We start from the raw sequence: 16,985 nt of genomic DNA, 5'->3' as shown, positions 1-16,985 counted from the left end.
AAAGCCTTAAATCTTTACCGTGGTCTGTGTCTCACAGACCGAATGACAGTGAGTGGTGAGTGGTCTGTGGGACACAGACCAAGGTGTTGGAAGTAATTCTTACCACCAAGTCTTTTATGGGAAGAGGGGGACTGAAAATTGTCACTTCTGAAATGAAAATCCTGATCGGTGCCACCATAGTGATGGTTACTTTCGGATGGAAAGACCTTCGGCTGCCTCATTTTAGCAAGATTCTAATCTATCCGGACAGCTACTACAGCAGTATCAGTAAAATGTATCACAATGGAGAGGTAAATCCCAGGTACGGCATTATAGTGGTTTCCTGGGCTGCATTTCAGGCAGGAATGGATGATTTGCAAGATGGAAGAAACCTTGGTATTCATGAAGTAGCACATGCCTTGCATTTGGAAAACCTGATTAGGAATAATCAAGAAAGTGATTTTTTCAACCCTAAAGTCTGGGCAAACTTCCAACATCTGGCGCAGATGGAAATGCAGCATAAAGATGGTGAAGCTCTCCCATGGTTAGGTGAGAGAGCTTCGGTGGATTTGCATGAATTTTTTGCTGTGGCCTTAGAGCACTTTTTCGAAAAACCCCATGAGTTTTTCCGGCAAGCTCCCGAACTCTATGGTGTATTGGTCAGGCTGCTCCGGCAGGATCCTAGGGTATGGATACCTAAGTCAGAAGAGCATTGACTTCCTGAGTTACTTTTTCAGTAAGCCCCGGCAATACAGAAAGATCCTGTCCCCAGAATTCTTTATTGCTCAATAGTTGCTGTACTGTTTTTTCGGGATTCGGCTCTTCCCAGGCTTTTTTACAAGCTTGCAGTACCTCTGCTGAATCGTTGAGCGGAAGGGTTTCTCCTTTGTATTCCCCTCTATAAAAGACCAGAAGTGCAGCTAGGGAAGTCGTTAACCTTTCAGGCCAAACTTGATTGACATCATAATATCCGAGCAAAGAAGGCAAAACCCTCACCTTGAATTTTGAGATACTATTCAGGGCAATAGATTTTAACTCATGTACTATAAATGGATTGGCGAATCGCTCTAAGACGTCATTTGCAAATTTCTCCAGTTCTTCCTTAGGCATGTCCAGGGTAGGAATGATTTCATCGAAGATGGCCTCCCTCAAGAAAGTCCCAACTAAGGGATCTTCTACTGATTCCCGTACCGTTCTCAGGCCTTTTAGGTAGGCAAATGGTACCATGGATGTGTGTCCACCGTTGAGGATTCTCACCTTTCTGGTCCGGAATGGCGTCTGGTCTTTGACAAATTTCACCTCCAGTCCAATTTGATCTAGGGGGAATTCCTGCTGCACCTCATCCGGTGCCTCGATTACCCAAAGGTGAAAAGGCTCTGCCATCACTACCAAATTGTCTTCGTAGTCCAATTCCTTCTGTATCTCGTTGATTTTATCTTTTGGAAATCCAGGTACTATTCTGTCCACTAGTGTGTTACAGAATATGGAATGGCTCTCTAGCCAATCGGAAAATGCCATAGGAAGCTTCCAGAGTGTAGCGTATTTATCTATGCAGTCTTTGAGGTTTTCCCCGTTTTTGTCGATTAGTTCGCAGGGAATAAAAATCAAACCTTTATCAGCAGCACCCTCAAAAAACTGAAATCGTCTGTAGAGTAATGCGCACAACTTTCCTGGGAAAGTAAGGGGGAGGTTGCTGTAGCCTGTGTCATTGGCGTCAAACTGGATTCCAGCCTCAGTAGTGTTTGAAATCACAAATCTCATATCTGGATTTTCACCGAGCCTCAGATACTCTTCATAGGAATCCGCGGGATTGAGTATGTCTTCTATGCAGGTGATAAGCCTACTTTCCTCTACTTGTTTCCCTTCCTGAAGCCCCTGTAAAAGCACGTGATAGAGGGAGTCCTGTTTTTTGATCAGATCAATGAGCCCGTTGCCTAGAGGTTGGACCATTTGAACATTTCCATCAAAAACACCCTTTTCATTGGCCAGATCGATCATCCAGTCTACAAAGCCCCGAAGGAAGTTGCCTTCTCCAAATTGCAATACTTTTGTGGGACGGGATTTTAGGTTTAATGAGTCTTTAGTAAGAGATTTCATTTGAATTTGATTAGTTGAACTGAAAAAACTCCTTTGCATTGTGGTAGCAGATATCTGAGACTATTTTGCCAAGCCATTTTTCATCGGCCGGAAGCTCTCCGCTTGCCACATCTTTGCCGATCAGGTTACAAAGTGTTCTTCTGAAATATTCATGCCTGGGAAAAGAGAGAAAGCTTCTGGAATCTGTGAGCATTCCTACGAAGCAACTGAGCATTCCCATATTAGAAAGCGCATTGAGCTGTTTTTCCATGCCGTCTTTTTGATCCAAAAACCACCAGCCAGAGCCAAATTGCACTTTTCCTTTGGTAGATCCATCATTGAAGTTTCCTGTCATGGTGGCAAAAACCTCATTGTCTCTGGGATTGAGGTTGTAGAGAATGGTTTTGGCGAGCTGATCGGTTTTGTCCAGTTCGTTTAAAAATCCTGCGAGTGGTACTGCCTGTTCAAAATCCCCGATCGAATCGAAACCCGTGTCCGGTCCAAGCTGGGAAAGCATTCGCTCATTGGTGTTGCGAAGTGCACCCAGATGAAACTGCTGCGTCCAGTTTTTCTGATGATACATCTTGCAGAGATGGATCAGTGTTTTGAATTTGAAAAACTCTATTTCTGTCTGATTGAGCTCATTGCCACGGATCACGCGCTGGAAAAGAGTCTCCACGTTAAACTGGTCAGTTTGGAAGAAGTATAGTCTCTCCATGCCATGGTCGGACAGTTTGCAGCCCATTTCATCAAAGAAATCTACTCTGGCTTGAAGGGCGGACAGCAAATCTTCATAGCTATTAATTTCTAGCTTGGCAGCTTTTCCCAATGTTTCCAGATAGGCTTTGTATGCAGTGGGGTTTTCTACTGCAAAAGCTTTATCCGGGCGAAACGCCGGATACAATGCTAAGCCGTTTAGGTTTCCTTTTGCGGCAGCATGGTATTTCAGATCATCTGCAGGATCATCTGTGGAGCAAACCACTTTGACATTCATCTGTCCCAAAAGCCCCTGCGCGGTGAAATTTGGTTTTCTGAGTTGATAGGTGCAGCTTTCGTAGACTTCCTGAGCGTTTTCCCCGCTTAACAGTTCATCTATACCGAAGTACCGCTTGAGTTCGAGATGGGTCCAGTGATAGAGTGGATTTCTAAGGGTATAAGGCACGGTTTCTCCCCATTTTTGGAACTTCTGCTCCGGGAGGGAGTCTCCAGTGATGTATTTCTCATCAATTCCTAAAGTCCGCATGGCTCTCCATTTATAGTGATCACCTCCTAGCCAAGCGTCAGAGACATTTGAAAATTGCCGGTTTTCAGCGATGTCTTTAGGAGAAAGGTGGCAATGGTAATCTATGATAGGCTGATGTGCTGCGTATTGATGGTATAGGTTTTTTGCGAATTCATTTTGAAGCAGAAAATCTTCTGAAATGAAATCCGTCTTCGGAGCTGTTAAAGTGGACATGTCTGTTGTTCATCTACAGGGATGAGTCCCTGATAATTAGTTCTGGTTTTAAAATGGTTTTCTTACCCATGACATTGTTGCCATCGGAATTTAGAATTTCGAAAAAGGTTTCCGCAGTGATTTGTCCCATGGGGACACTTTTTTGATCTACGGTGGTGATGGACGGTTCGGTAAAGGAGGTGAATGGCTCATTTCCAAAACCGGCAAGCTTGATGTCTTCGGGGATCTTGAAACCCTTTTCTTTGAGTACTTGCATGGCTCCCATGATGGAGTAATCTGAGGAGGAAAAAACCGCGTCGAATTTTATTTTTTGGTCTAAAATCCCTTGCATCACCTGTCTGCCTCCCTCCAACTGCATATTGCAGTCGAATATCAGCTTAGGATCCACAGCGATTCCATTATCGACCAAAGCGTCCTCGTAACCTCTTTTTCTTTCCTTATAGATGTTGATCCGCTGGTTACTGGTGAAGTGAATGATGCGTTTGCAGCCACTTTTTATCAGGTGGTCTACCGTTTGGTAAGCGCCCAAATGATCGTCGATTACCACCTGACTGACTTCCAGCTCATTGCTGATTCGGTCAAAAAGCACCAAGGGGATGCCTTTTTCAAGGATTTTCTGGAAATGCTCCACGTTTTCAGTGGTTTTGCCAATGGAAGCGATCACTCCATCCACTCGGGCATTCAGCAGCGCCTCTACGTTTTGGACTTCCTTTTCAAACTCATCATAAGATTGGGAAATGATAATCTTATAGTTCAAGTTGTTGGCAATGTCCTCAATTCCTCTAATAACAGATGAAAAGAAATTACGGTTAGCAGTGGGGACAATCACCCCTACCAGTCGACTTTTGCCGCTTCGCAAAGCTGAGGCGATGTGATTGGGCTGGTAATTGATCTGCTTTGCGATTTTGAGAACTTTCTTTTTGGTTGCATCAGAGATTCTGGGGTTATCATTTAGTGCCCTGGATACTGTGGATGCAGTGATGTTAAGTTTCTCAGCAATATCATGGATAGTTGCTTTGTTTTTTTTCATTGCTAAGAGGTTAGTGATGGGTTGTTAATCTTGCAATTTAATTTTCGCCGTTTGGCTTTCCTATTGTGGCCAATATACCACCATCTACATAAATGATTTGTCCGTTGATGAAGTTACTTGCTGGACTGGCAAGAAAGACCACTGCTCCGCCTAGATCATCCGGATCGCCCCATCTTCCCGCAGGAGTTCTGTTTACTATAAAGTCATTGAAAGGATGTCCATCTACCCGGATCGGGGCGGTCTGCTCGGTAGCAAAGTAGCCAGGTCCTATTCCATTGACCTGAATGTTATATTTGGCCCATTCAGTAGCCAGATTTCGGGTGAGCATTTTTAATCCACCTTTAGCAGCGGCATAAGCACTGACCGTATTTCGCCCAAGTTCGCTCATCATGGAGCATATATTGATGATTTTGCCACTCCCGTTTTTTACCATGGTTTTGGCTACTCGCTGAGAAACGATAAATGGAGATATCAGGTCTACGTCCACAATTTTGCGGAAATCCTCAGGATCCATCTCTAAAGCTGATGTACGCTGGATCATTCCGGCATTGTTTACCAGAATATCTACGTTTCCAATTTCACTTTCTATTTTGCCTATAGCCTGGTCCACGGCTTTGGCATCAGTCACGTCAAAAAGGTAGGGGTGCGCCTGTATACCCTCGGCGCTATAACTTGCAATGGCTTGTTCCATCTTGGAAGGAGTATGCCCATTCACTGCTAAAGTAGCTCCCTGCTGGGCCAGTGCTTTAGCCATGGCCATACCCAGACCATGAGTGGCTCCGGTCACCAATGCGACTTTGCCTTTCAAATCGAAATTTGGTTTCATAGTTATTTGAGATCTGTAGGGGCCACTACGTCCATATCGCCGTAGTCTAGGTTTTCTCCTGCCATTCCCCAGATAAAAGTATAATTGGACGTGCCGGCACCACTGTGTATAGACCAAACTGGCGATAATACTGCCTGATGGTTTTTCATCCAGATATGCCTTGTTTCATCCGGCTGCCCTAAATAATGGGAAATAGTGTTTCCTTCAGCCAAGTCAAAATAGAAATAAGCTTCCATTCTACGGTCATGTGTGTGGGCAGGCATGGTGTTCCAAACAGAACCAGGTTTCAGTTCTGTCATGCCCATTTGCAGCTGGCATGTTTGTACCACTGAGTTTACCAATAACTTGTAGATGGTTCTATGATTGGAGTTTTCTAGGGAGCCCAAGGTGACAACCTCGGCATCGTCCTGGCTCACTTTCTTGGTAGGGTAGGCAGCATGTGCAGGGGCAGAATTAAAGTAAATTAAGGCTTCCCCTTCTTTCGATGGGTGAAATATAACTTCCCTTACGCCCTTGCCTATATATAAGGCTTCCTTATGCGAAAGGCTAAAATCTTCACCATCCACAGTGATGGAAGCAGGGGCGCCCACATTGATGATTCCGAGTTCTCTTCTTTCCAGAAAGTACTCTGCTTTTAGCTGATCTACCGGTTCGAGAGTGACAGGCCGGTCCACAGGGTTTATACCGCCTACAATCAGGCGGTCTTCCATAGTGTACACGCCTGTAATTTGGTTAGGGACAAAGATTTGCTCTAGCAAAAATTTCTCACGAATCTCGGTTGTTTGGTATTTTTTGAAATCTTCTGGATGCGAAGAATACCGTGTTTCTATAGCAATACTCATAAGGGTCTATGTAATCGTTTGCGCAATATACAATTAAAATGAAGAATAAGTAAAAATAAAGGTTTTGAAATTTTCACGATTTACAAGTTTTTATTTGCATTATTTATCAGGTAGTAGTCATTTTAGGCTACGAGGGAGAGTAATTTTACGAAAAAGTTTTTTATTCGCCTGATTATTTATAATATGCAATCGATTGCTCAATGTTGGTAATTCCAGTCAATTCTGAGTTGTAATTGATCTGAGGTAATTGGCTGTAAATAAGTTGATTAATGATAGAAAACCCAAAAAAAACTACCGGTAATAAACGTCTTTTTGTGCTTGTTTCATGCATGATTGCCTTGGCTGTTGCGCAATATTCCTGTTATGGCCAAGCTTCTTCCAGTCCCGGTAAGGCGGAGGATGTTATTTATTTTTCGGTTAAAAATCATTTGGATCAGTCCAGGGAAAATTCCTTAATCGTATTGGATCCGAGCGTCTTGTCCGAGGTTAATTTTTCAGAAAGGAGCAGGTTGAGGATTTTTCTAGGAGAAAATGAAATTCCTTCCCAATGGAATGAAAAAGGTCCTGAAAAGGGCTTGGCTTTTGTTTTGCCAACTATCGGACCTTCAGAAACTCTTGAGCTGAGAATTGTCCAAGATGATTCAAGTAAAAGACCAGACTATAATAAAAGAACCCAAGCTGAGCTTTCCCATAAGTTTGGTGGGGAATTCAAAGACCGGGAGTATATAGGTGGGTATTTTGAGAATGTAGATTCACTGCATGTTCCGGCCGAACACACTGATCATTCCTGGTTTATCCGCTACGAGGGACCGGGCTGGGAGTCTGACCTGGTAGGCTATAGATTTTATCTGGATTGGAGAAATGGTATTGATGTATTTGGCAAAAAAGTAAAATCTCCGGTTTTACAGGATGTAGGTCAGGATGGTTTCGATTCCTATCATGAGCCGGCTGAATGGGGTATGGACGTGCTGAAGGTGGGCAAGACGCTGGGACTCGGAAGTATTGCCACTTGGGAAAATGGAAAAGCCAGACGAGTGGATGTGACGGATAGTTTATATGCTGAGATCACAAATAACGGAGCGGTTTATTCCTCAGTTTTGACAAACTATTACGGGTGGGATCTACCTTCCGGAAAAACTGATTTAAGGGCTGAAATAGCTATACATGCCGGCACAAGGCTTTCCAAAATGGATTTAATCTCCTCCAATGAGATTCCGAATTTTGCGACGGGTTTGATTAAAGACCCCAAAGCAGAATTGATGCAGAGTAATTCAGATTTGGAGTTTGGCTACATCGCGACTTACGGATCCCAAAGTTTGGCTGGCGACAAGCTGGGCATAGCGGTGATTTATCCTACCAGTAAACTAAAAGAAATCACGGAAGATGAGCTCTCCCATGTTTTGGTTTTTGATGCGAGAGATCAGGAGCTGAGCTACTATTTTTTAGCAGCTTGGGAGCAGGAACCTGGGGGCATCACTTCCAAAGAGGAATTTAAAAATTACTTAGAGATGGAAATAGTTAAGCTTTCCAATCCACTGGAAATAAGTATCAAGTAGTCATTTATTCAATACCCAAAATAAGCAATGCTTAAATTATTCAAATACACTTCGTTAGCACTCTTTTCTGGTGCTCTTTTGCTTAGCTGCTCTGCCGAAAAATCTACTGAAAGCACAGAAGTAGAAATCTCTCCCAAAAAAGACTATTCCATCTGGATGGCAGACTCCGAAATCGCTCGAAACCCAGAAGGCTGGACTCTAGATTTCAACAAAAAACCAAAATGGGAATATACCCATGGCCTGATCATGTCTTCCATGCAGGCGGTTTGGAAGCAAAAAGGTGAGCAAAGATTTTACGATTACACCAAGAAGTTTGCGGACTTTATGGTGGACAGTGCGGGAAATATCCTGACTTATAAAAAGAGCGATTTTAACATCGATAGAGTAAATGGAGGTAAATTCCTGATCAACCTTTACGAAAAATCCGGTGAGGAAAAATACAAATTGGCCATAGAGGAGCTACGAGATCAGATGAGAAATCATCCGAGAAACTCCGAAGGTGGTTTTTGGCATAAAAAAGTTTATCCTCACCAGATGTGGCTGGACGGAATCTACATGGGCTCCCCATTTTTAGCTCAATACGCGGCCACTTTCGACGAGCCAGCACTTTTTGATGATGTGGCAAATCAGATCCTGATCATGGATAAATATGGGTACAGCGAAGAAACTGGTTTGTACCACCATGCCTATGACGAAAGCAAGGAGCAGAAATGGGCTGATCCAGAAACTGGACTTTCCACGAATTATTGGGGCAGAAGCATAGGCTGGTTTGCCATGGCGCTGGTCGATGTGCTGGATTTTCTTCCTGAAGATCACCCAAAAAGAAGTGACATTATCGCGATTGCCCAAAAGCTAGCCAAAGGAATTCAGCGCTATCAAACTCCAGAGGGTGTTTGGTATCAAGTGGTGGATCAGGGAACCCGCGAAGGGAATTACTTGGAATCCTCGGCTTCGGGAATGTTTACTTATTTTCTCTTGAAAGGTTCTGAAAAAGGCTATTTGGATCAGGAAGATCTGGCTGCTGGCAAAAAAGCCTACGAAGGAATGCTTGCGGAGTTTGTCCGAGAAGATGCCGATGGCGGGATCAGCTTGACGAATGTCTGCGGAGTGGCTGGCTTAGGGGGAAATCCTTATCGAGATGGCTCTTTTGAATATTACGTAGGTGAGGAAATCCGGGTAAACGATCCAAAAGGCGTTGGGCCTTTCATTCTAGCCTCTTTGCAATACGAGAAACTCGGTGACTAATCATGAAAAAATCGATTCTATATATTTTGGCCTTTTTTCTAAGCGGATTTCTTTTCGCTCAGGAATTTGATTTTGTGGTGGCTTCTGATGGTTCAGGTGACTTTCAGACCATTCAGGCGGCTTTTGATGCAGTCCCGGATTTTCGGAAAAATCAAACCAAAATCCTTCTCAAGCCTGGTACTTATAAAGAGAAGTTGGTGCTGGCAGCATCCAAAACCAATATTTCTCTGATCGGGGAGGATGCTGAAACAACTTTGGTGACGTACGATGACTTTGCTCAAAAGAAGAACAAATTTGGTGAGGAAATGGGAACGACTGGATCCAGCAGCTTCTTCGTTTTCGGAGATGGTTTTTATGCCAAAAACATCACATTTGAGAATTCCTCAGGACCTGTGGGACAGGCAGTAGCGGTGCGTGTGGATGGAGATAAAGTCATGTTTGAAAAATGCCGATTTCTAGGATATCAGGATACACTTTATCCGCATGGAGATCGTAGCAGACAGTATTATAAGGATTGCTACATCGAAGGAACAGTTGATTTTATCTTCGGTTGGTCCACTGCAGTTTTCGAGAATTGTGAGATTTTCTCCAAAAAAGGAGGAAGCTATGTGACTGCTGCTTCCACGGAAAAAGAAACCGAATTTGGCTTTGTTTTTATCGATTGCAAACTGACTGGAGAAGGTGAAAATGCCTCGGCTTACTTAGGAAGACCTTGGCGTGATTATGCTCAGACGGTTTTCATCAATACAGAATTGGGAGCTCACATCAAACCGGAAGGCTGGCATAATTGGAGTAAACCAAATGCTGAAAAAACTGCCTTCTATGCAGAGTATGGATCGAAAGGCCCAGGAGCTAATGCTGCTCAGCGGGTGACCTGGTCACACCAATTGACTGAAGAGGAAGCTGCAAAATACACGGTGGAGTCAGTCCTGTCAGGTGAAGATGGCTGGAATCCAAAGAATAGAAGTAATCAATAACAAGAGAGTTAGTGAAAAAAATAATTTATAGCTTTTGTGTAATGTTCGCTGCTGCAAGTTCAGTTTTTGCGCAGCAAAATGTGGTTTCCAACGTCTGGGTTGCCGATCAAGGAGACGGGACTTACATCAATCCCATTTTACATGCGGATTATTCTGATCCTGATGTAGTAAGAGTAGGCGAGGATTTTTACATGACGGCTTCCAGTTTTAATGCCGTTCCAGGCCTGCCGATTTTGCATTCTAAGGATTTGGTGAATTGGTCTTTGGTGAATTATGCGCTTGAAAGGCAGGTTCCGCTTGATCACTTCGCAAAGCCCCAACACGGAAATGGTGTTTGGGCTCCGGCAATCCGATACCACGAAGGTGAATTTTATATCTATTGGGGAGATCCGGACTTTGGGATTTATATGGTGAAAGCCAAGGATCCGCTGGGTCAATGGGAAGAACCTGTTTTAGTAGAAGCAGGAAAAGGATTAATCGATCCTTGTCCGCTTTGGGATGAAGATGGCAAGGCCTATTTATCTCATGCCTTTGCTGGAAGTCGAGCAGGAATTAAAAGTGTGTTGGTGGTGAAACCTATGAACTGGGAAGGAACCAAAACGACCGGAGCCGGCAAACTAGTATTCGATGGTCACGATGCGCATCCTACAGTGGAAGGAACAAAGTTCTATAAGCGAAACGGCTACTATTATATTTTCGCTCCAGCAGGTGGGGTGTCCAAAGGTTGGCAGTTGATTTTGAGATCAAAAAGTCCTTATGGGCCTTATGAAGAGTATATTTCTCTGGCTCAAGGCGATACGCCTATTAATGGTCCGCATCAAGGTGCTTGGATAGCTACTGAGTCTGGAGAGGACTGGTTTGTGCATTTTCAGGATGTGGAGGCTTATGGAAGGATTACGCATTTGCAGCCGATGAGTTGGAAAAATGACTGGCCAACCATGGGCGAAGATCCGGATGGAGATGGCACTGGGCAGCCGGTTTTGAAATACAAAAAACCAAGCGTCACAGCTAACCAAGCGATCTCAACTCCTGCGGATTCAGATGAATTTGATGGGGGTGATATCGGTTTACAATGGCAATGGCAGGCAAACCCAGGGGCAACTTGGGCTTTTGCCAATCCAGCTAAAAGTAAGCTAAGACTCTTCACAGCACAGCTTCCAGAAGACGCCAAAAACTTGTGGGAAGTCCCTAATTTATTACTTCAGAAATTTCCTGCGGAGGAATTTACAACGACCACTTCTCTAGAGTTTTACCTAAATCCCAAACTGCAAAATGAGCAAGTCGGGCTGATCGTGATGGGAATGAGTTATGCGTACCTTTCGTTAGAAAGTACAGACGATGGTATTTCTCTAAACTATGTCACCTGCATCGATGCGGAAAATGGCAATCCGGAAGTAAAGAAGGAACTAGCGAAGCTGGACACTAACTCGATTCAACTTCGTGTAAAAGTGGAAAAAGGTGGTGTTTGCACTTTTTCTTACTCCAATGACGGAAAGAATTTCAAAGAAATAGAAGAGATCTTTACTGCAGTTCCTGGCAAGTGGATAGGAGCCAAAGTTGGGCTTTTTGCCATCAGAAATACCAAAACCAATGACAGCGGGTTTGCCGATGTGGATTGGTTTAGATTTAATAAATAAGACACCATGAATACCCGAAATATGAAAACCAAATTAATAAGACTAGCATTTCTATTTATGCTTTTTGCAAGTGCATTTCCAATTTATGCGCAGCAAACGCTAGAAACCATCTATGATGGGGTGGAATTTGATATGCCAAAAGTGAAGGAAGCGAGCTTTCCTGATTTTGAAAAAAGTATTACAGCTTTTGGAGCTATTGGAGATGGTCTGACGAAAAATTCCGAAGCTTTTAAATCAGCCATCGAGGCGGTCAATCAAGCTGGTGGAGGAAAGGTGTTGGTGCCGAGGGGAGTTTGGTACACTGGTCCGATCACGCTTTTGAGCAATGTGAATCTTCATTTGGAAGACGGAGCATTGATTATTTTCAGCAAGGATAAGGATGATTACCCTTTGGTAGAGACAAGTTTCGAAGGGCTAAATACTGTTCGTTGCCTATCACCAATCAATGCCTATCAAGTAGAAAATATCGCCATCACCGGGAAAGGAACCATCGATGGAAGTGGTGAGGTCTGGAGAGCAGTGAAGAAGGGTAAAATGACCGAATCGCAGTGGAAAAACCTGGTGAAAAGTGGCGGAATAGTAGAAGGGACAAACTGGTTTCCTTCCCAATCTTTTTTGGATGGATATAAAGCAAGTTCTAGTTTCAATGTGCCGGATGTTACGGACCGCAATGAATTGCAAAAAATGAAGGATTTCCTTCGCCCTGTGATGGTAAGCATCAGGGAAAGTAAGGTGGTTTTATTCGACGGGCCGACTTTTCAAAACTCTCCTGCCTGGAATATCCATCCCCTGATGAGTGAAGATGTGATCATACGAAATCTGAATGTGAGAAATCCATGGTTTTCTCAGAATGGTGATGGTTTGGATTTGGAGTCTTGCAAAAATGCATTGATCTATAACAATACTTTCGATGTGGGAGATGATGCGATCTGCATCAAATCCGGAAAGGATAAGGATGGTAGAGATAGAGCCATTCCTACGGAAAATGTGATCATCAAGAACAATATCGTGTATCATGGTCACGGTGGAGTAACTGTGGGAAGTGAAATGTCCAGCGGGGTGAGAAATATCCATGTTTCTGCCTGTACATTTATCGGAACTGACATTGGTCTTCGCTTCAAGAGTACAAGAGGCCGGGGTGGAGTAGTGGAGAATATCTGGATTTCGGACATTGATATGGTAGGCATTCCTACTGAGGCGATTGGTTTTAATATGTTTTATACGGGGAATAGTCCTGTGATCGAGGAAGACCAAAGTGCAGATGATGAGGCAAGGCAGGAAAACCTAGTGCCTGTGACTGAAGAAACGCCTGTTTTCAGAAATATCAGCATGAAAAACATCACAGTGACTGATTCAGAAATTGCAGCGTTTTTTATGGGGTTACCAGAGATGAAGCTGGAAAATGTGCGATTGGAGAATGCGGTTTTACAAGCGAAAAAAGGAATTACTGCTATCGATGCTTCTGGCTTGGAATTGATCAATGTAAGAGTGTTGGGAACGGATGAAGTGCCATTGACGATCTACAATAGTCAGGGAGTGAAGGTGAGTGGATTTACGTTTGAGGATAATGGAAAAGCTGCTGTCCGAGTACTAGGAACCTCCGATAAAGTAGAATTTGATCAAGCGGATTTCAAGAGTGCTGATCAAATTTCAAAAGGAAACGGACTTTCACCAACTGCAGTAAAACTGAAATAAGATGAGGGCCTTTTTGATTCTATTTTCAACATTTTCTCTGTTCTATGCGGCACTATTTGGAAGTGATAAGGGAGAAAGGGAGATCACCTTTTTTATGGTCGGGGACTCGACCATGGCCGACAAACCTTATACTGGAAGCAATCCTGAGAAAGGCTGGGGACAGGTTTTTCCATTATACTTCAAAGAAGGAATCCGCTTTGAAAACCATGCAATGAATGGCAGAAGCACCAAAAGTTTTCGAGCCGAAGGGCGCTGGGATGTAGTGATGGCGCGGATCAAACCTGGAGATTATGTCATAGTTGAGTTTGGTCACAATGATCAGAAAATCAATTCAGAAGATCGCTATGCTTTTGCAGATTCAACTTATAGAGACAACCTGGTCAGGTACGTGAATGAGATCAGGAAAAAAGGAGGAAAGGCTGTCTTGGCTACTCCGATTTCCAGAAGGAGCTTTGATGAAAATGGAGTGCTGACCGATACGCATGGAAGATATTCTGAGGTGGTAAGAGAAGTTGCAGCCGAAATGGAAGTTCCTCTTTTTGATTTGCATAAGAAGACCATTGAGGTTCTGGAGCAGTTTGGAGTGGAAAAATCCAAGGAATTATTCCTTCATTATCGTCCGGGTGATTATTCCCAATTTCCAGAAGGGAGAGAAGACAACACCCATCTTTCCCCAACTGGCGCTTTCAAAGTAAGTGATCTTGCAGTGGAAGAATTGAGAAGGGAACTGCCTGATTTGGTGAAGTTTCTGAAGGATTAAACAGTCGACAGTCCACTGTCCACGGACCACGGTTCCCTGCAGTGGACTGTTGACCGTCGTCTGTGGACATTAAAATTGAATCATGAAAATACACCTGTCTATACTACTTCTGATTATTGCGTTCTCCGCTTTTTCACCAAAAGAAAATATCAAAAAAATCTACCTTATCGGAGACTCTACGATGGCGGATTACTCGCTTTATGAAGGAGAAGACTATATGAAAGATCGCTACCCGCTGATGGGTTGGGGACAGGTTTTTCAGCCTTTTATGAATAAAGAGAATCTCAAATCTTTGCAAGGTTTGGTAAATGCTGACTCAGTGATTGTGGACGATAGAGCCCGTGGAGGAAGAAGTACACGTACATTTTTCGAAGAAGGTCGATGGTCGGCCGTTTATAAAGAGTTGGAAGCAGGTGATTTGGTGATCATGCAATTTGGCCACAATGATGCGGCTGTTGAAAAGACTGAGCGCTACGTGACTGTGGAAGGATACAAGGAGTACATTCGGCTTTTTGTCACTCAAACCCGAGAGAAAGGGGCGACTCCAATAGTACTGACTCCGGTAGCAAGAAATTACCCTTGGGAAGATGGGCATTTGCAAAATGTGCACGGGGAATATGATTCAGCAGCCAAAGAAGTTGCGGAGGAATTGGGTGCTTTGATGATAGATTTGAACCAGCGTTCGATGGATTTTTTCTCTGAAAAAGGGCAGGAATTTGTAACTGATAATTACTTTATGAACTTTGGACCGGGTCTGTATGAAGCCTATCCAGAAGGTCAAAAAGACAATACGCATTTCCAGCCTGCGGGAGCAAAAGCTGTGGCTGAGTTGGTGTTGGAAGGGTTGAAGGAGCTGGCTGGAAGTATCAAGTAGCAAATATTAAGTAGCAAGTAGTTAGTATCAAGACAATAGAATCAAGAGTAAAGAACCAAGAGCCAAGAAATAAATAAGTCGAATAGTTAAGGCAAATAAAATGAAGATAAGCTATAGGAAATCAGCATTTTATCATCTGGTAATTTGGGTTTTGGCGGTTAGTAATTCTTTTGCCCAGGTGTCCGATGTAGAAATCAAACCACTTGATTCTGAAAAGCTGAAAGGCAAAATTGAACATGATATAGTTGTGGCTCAGGATGGTTCGGGGCACTTCGAAACAATAGGAGAAGCTTTGGATGCGATAAGGGTTTATTTACCAGAGCCACTCACTGTTTATATCAAACCTGGAGTTTATAAAGAGAAGCTGGTTATTCTAGGGCCAGTGACGAATGTGACTTTTGAGGGCGAAAATCCTGAAAATACGATTATCACTTTCGATGATTTTGCAGCGAAAGACAATATGGGAACTTTTGAAACCTATACGCTGAAAGTGCTGGGGAACTCCCTGACTTTTAAAAATCTGACCATAGAAAACACAGCCGGAAATGTAGGCCAGGCAGTTGCGCTACATGCCGAAGGTGATCGCTTGGTTTTCGAAAACTGTAGATTTTTGGGTAATCAGGATACCATGTTTGCCTCGGGTGAAAACTCCCGCCAACTCTATAGAAATTGCTACATCGTGGGTACAACGGATTTTATATTCGGTTCAGCGACTGCGCTTTTTGATAACTGCGTGATCCACTCCAAATCAGATTCCTACATCACAGCTGCTTCTACGCCCGAATGGGTGGAGTATGGCTATGTTTTTAAAGACTGTAAGCTTACTGCTGATTCTGAGGTGAAGAAAGTTTATCTGGGAAGACCTTGGAGGGATTTTGCCAAAACGGTTTTCATCAATACAGAAATGGGAGATCATATTGTCCCTGAAGGCTGGCATAATTGGAGTAGGGAGAATGCTGAGAAAACAGTTTTCTATGCGGAATCTGGAAGCTATGGTCCAGGTGGAAACATTGACAGAAGAGTCGGCTGGTCGCATCAATTGACTGCTGAACAAGCAAAAGATTATCATATTTATGAGGTGTTCGAAGGGAAGACCAAAACTGTGGACTTTTATGGAAATCGCTGGTACGGATACCAAAAGGAGGGTTCTTATAATTTGGAAGATGCTTGGAAAAAGGATGTAAGGAATTTTCCCCAGATCAAGCCTGTAGAAATTAAATCCAGCGAATCAGTGACTGAAAGTAAAGGGCATGTTTATAAAAATCTCGGGAGTAGAGAGCTGAAGTTGGATGTGTTCTCACCTATTAGAGCTGAGACTTTACGACCAGCGATCGTGATGATTCATGGTGGAGGTTGGAAATCTGGAGACAAGGAGCTTCAGATTCCGATGGCAATTGCTTTGGCTGAAAAAGGGTACGTGACGGCTGTAGTAGAATATAGACTTTCGCCGGAGGCGCAATATCCTGCTGCGATTCACGACGTGAAGGAAGCGGTTCGTTGGCTGAAAGTTCATGCCAATGAATTTGGGATAGATACTTCTCAGGTGGCTATTTCCGGTAGTTCAGCGGGTGGGCAAATTGCGGCTCTGGTAGGTATGACGAATACAGCAGCGTATGAAGGAAATTCAGAATTAAATGCAAGTTCGGAAGTGAAAGCAATTGTGGATATGGACGGAGTGTTGGCTTTTCGTCATCCTGAGTCTGCGGAAGGGCAGGTGGCATCGGAATGGCTGGGTGGTACCTACGCGCAAAAGCCGGAAGTCTGGGATGCAGCATCACCTTTGTATCTCAAGAGTCCTGCATACAAACCTATACTTTTTATCCAAAGTCAATACCCTAGATTTCATGCTGGGAGAGATGAGTTGATTGCGCTATTAAACGAAAAAGGGATTTATTCAGAAGTACATACTTTTCCTGAGAGCCCTCATCCTTTTTGGTTGTATGATGTATGGTTTGAAAAGACCCTTGCACATATAGATGATTTTTTACTTAAAATTCTCCAAAAGTAGCGCTTTTTTGATGTAATCGATTGC

14 protein-coding genes are annotated in these 16,985 nt (G+C 43.5%); 9 read left to right on the top strand and 5 right to left on the bottom strand.

The genetic code is table 11. From position 1 onward, the window contains the following. Positions 1-86: 86 nt before the first annotated feature. On the top strand, positions 87-695 hold the full coding sequence (locus PBT90_RS14175) for a zinc-dependent peptidase (protein WP_264811246.1): 609 nt from the start codon (positions 87-89) through the stop codon (positions 693-695). Here PBT90_RS14175 and PBT90_RS14170 read toward each other — a convergent pair. From PBT90_RS14170 to kduI, 5 genes are read right to left on the bottom strand one after another with little or no spacing between them, the layout of a single operon-like run. Further along, on the bottom strand, positions 676-2,076 hold the full coding sequence (locus PBT90_RS14170) for a tagaturonate reductase (protein ID WP_264811245.1): 1,401 nt from the start codon (positions 2,074-2,076) through the stop codon (positions 676-678). The genes PBT90_RS14175 and PBT90_RS14170 overlap by 20 nt on opposite strands. A 10-nt stretch (positions 2,077-2,086) precedes the next feature. After that, a complete protein-coding gene (gene uxaC / locus PBT90_RS14165; protein WP_264811244.1) occupies positions 2,087-3,511 on the bottom strand; it encodes a glucuronate isomerase in 1,425 nt (474 codons plus the stop codon). A gap of 13 nt (positions 3,512-3,524) precedes the next feature. Continuing rightward, positions 3,525-4,541, bottom strand: coding sequence for a LacI family DNA-binding transcriptional regulator (locus tag PBT90_RS14160; protein WP_264811243.1), 1,017 nt, complete (start codon positions 4,539-4,541; stop codon positions 3,525-3,527). A gap of 37 nt (positions 4,542-4,578) precedes the next feature. Next, a complete protein-coding gene (locus PBT90_RS14155; RefSeq protein WP_264811242.1) occupies positions 4,579-5,367 on the bottom strand; it encodes a gluconate 5-dehydrogenase in 789 nt (262 codons plus the stop codon). Between the two features lie 2 nt (positions 5,368-5,369). Next, on the bottom strand, positions 5,370-6,209 hold the full coding sequence (gene kduI / locus PBT90_RS14150; RefSeq protein WP_264811241.1) for a 5-dehydro-4-deoxy-D-glucuronate isomerase: 840 nt from the start codon (positions 6,207-6,209) through the stop codon (positions 5,370-5,372). 269 nt (positions 6,210-6,478) lie between these two features. Between kduI and PBT90_RS14145 the strand changes: the two genes are divergently transcribed. From PBT90_RS14145 to PBT90_RS14110, 8 genes are all read left to right on the top strand, one after another. Beyond that, entirely contained in the window at positions 6,479-7,765 is a 1,287-nt protein-coding gene (locus PBT90_RS14145) for a DUF4861 domain-containing protein (protein WP_264811240.1), read from the top strand. 27 nt (positions 7,766-7,792) lie between these two features. Then, positions 7,793-9,010, top strand: coding sequence for a glycoside hydrolase family 88/105 protein (locus tag PBT90_RS14140; protein ID WP_264811239.1), 1,218 nt, complete (start codon positions 7,793-7,795; stop codon positions 9,008-9,010). A gap of 2 nt (positions 9,011-9,012) precedes the next feature. Next, on the top strand, positions 9,013-9,987 hold the full coding sequence (locus PBT90_RS14135; protein WP_264811238.1) for a pectinesterase family protein: 975 nt from the start codon (positions 9,013-9,015) through the stop codon (positions 9,985-9,987). Positions 9,988-10,028: 41 nt separating this feature from the next. Continuing rightward, positions 10,029-11,624 carry a glycoside hydrolase family 43 protein gene (locus PBT90_RS14130; RefSeq protein ID WP_270133177.1) on the top strand — a complete coding sequence of 532 codons (1,596 nt, stop codon included), beginning with the start codon at positions 10,029-10,031 and terminating at the stop codon, positions 11,622-11,624. Positions 11,625-11,645: 21 nt separating this feature from the next. Then, on the top strand, positions 11,646-13,319 hold the full coding sequence (locus PBT90_RS14125; RefSeq protein WP_396127645.1) for a glycoside hydrolase family 28 protein: 1,674 nt from the start codon (positions 11,646-11,648) through the stop codon (positions 13,317-13,319). 1 nt (position 13,320) lies between these two features. Next, on the top strand, positions 13,321-14,079 hold the full coding sequence (locus PBT90_RS14120) for a rhamnogalacturonan acetylesterase (protein WP_270129763.1): 759 nt from the start codon (positions 13,321-13,323) through the stop codon (positions 14,077-14,079). Positions 14,080-14,161: 82 nt separating this feature from the next. Further along, positions 14,162-14,953 (top strand): rhamnogalacturonan acetylesterase, encoded by a 792-nt coding sequence (locus PBT90_RS14115; RefSeq protein WP_270129762.1) that lies wholly within the window; start codon positions 14,162-14,164, stop codon positions 14,951-14,953. Positions 14,954-15,053: 100 nt separating this feature from the next. Further along, positions 15,054-16,961, top strand: coding sequence for a pectinesterase family protein (locus PBT90_RS14110; RefSeq protein WP_270129761.1), 1,908 nt, complete (start codon positions 15,054-15,056; stop codon positions 16,959-16,961). Positions 16,962-16,985: the final 24 nt, after the last annotated feature.

The organism is Algoriphagus sp. TR-M9 (assembly GCF_027594545.1).
In the GTDB taxonomy this organism is placed as follows: domain Bacteria; phylum Bacteroidota; class Bacteroidia; order Cytophagales; family Cyclobacteriaceae; genus Algoriphagus; species Algoriphagus halophytocola.
This window is presented reverse-complemented; position numbering and strand designations above follow the sequence as displayed.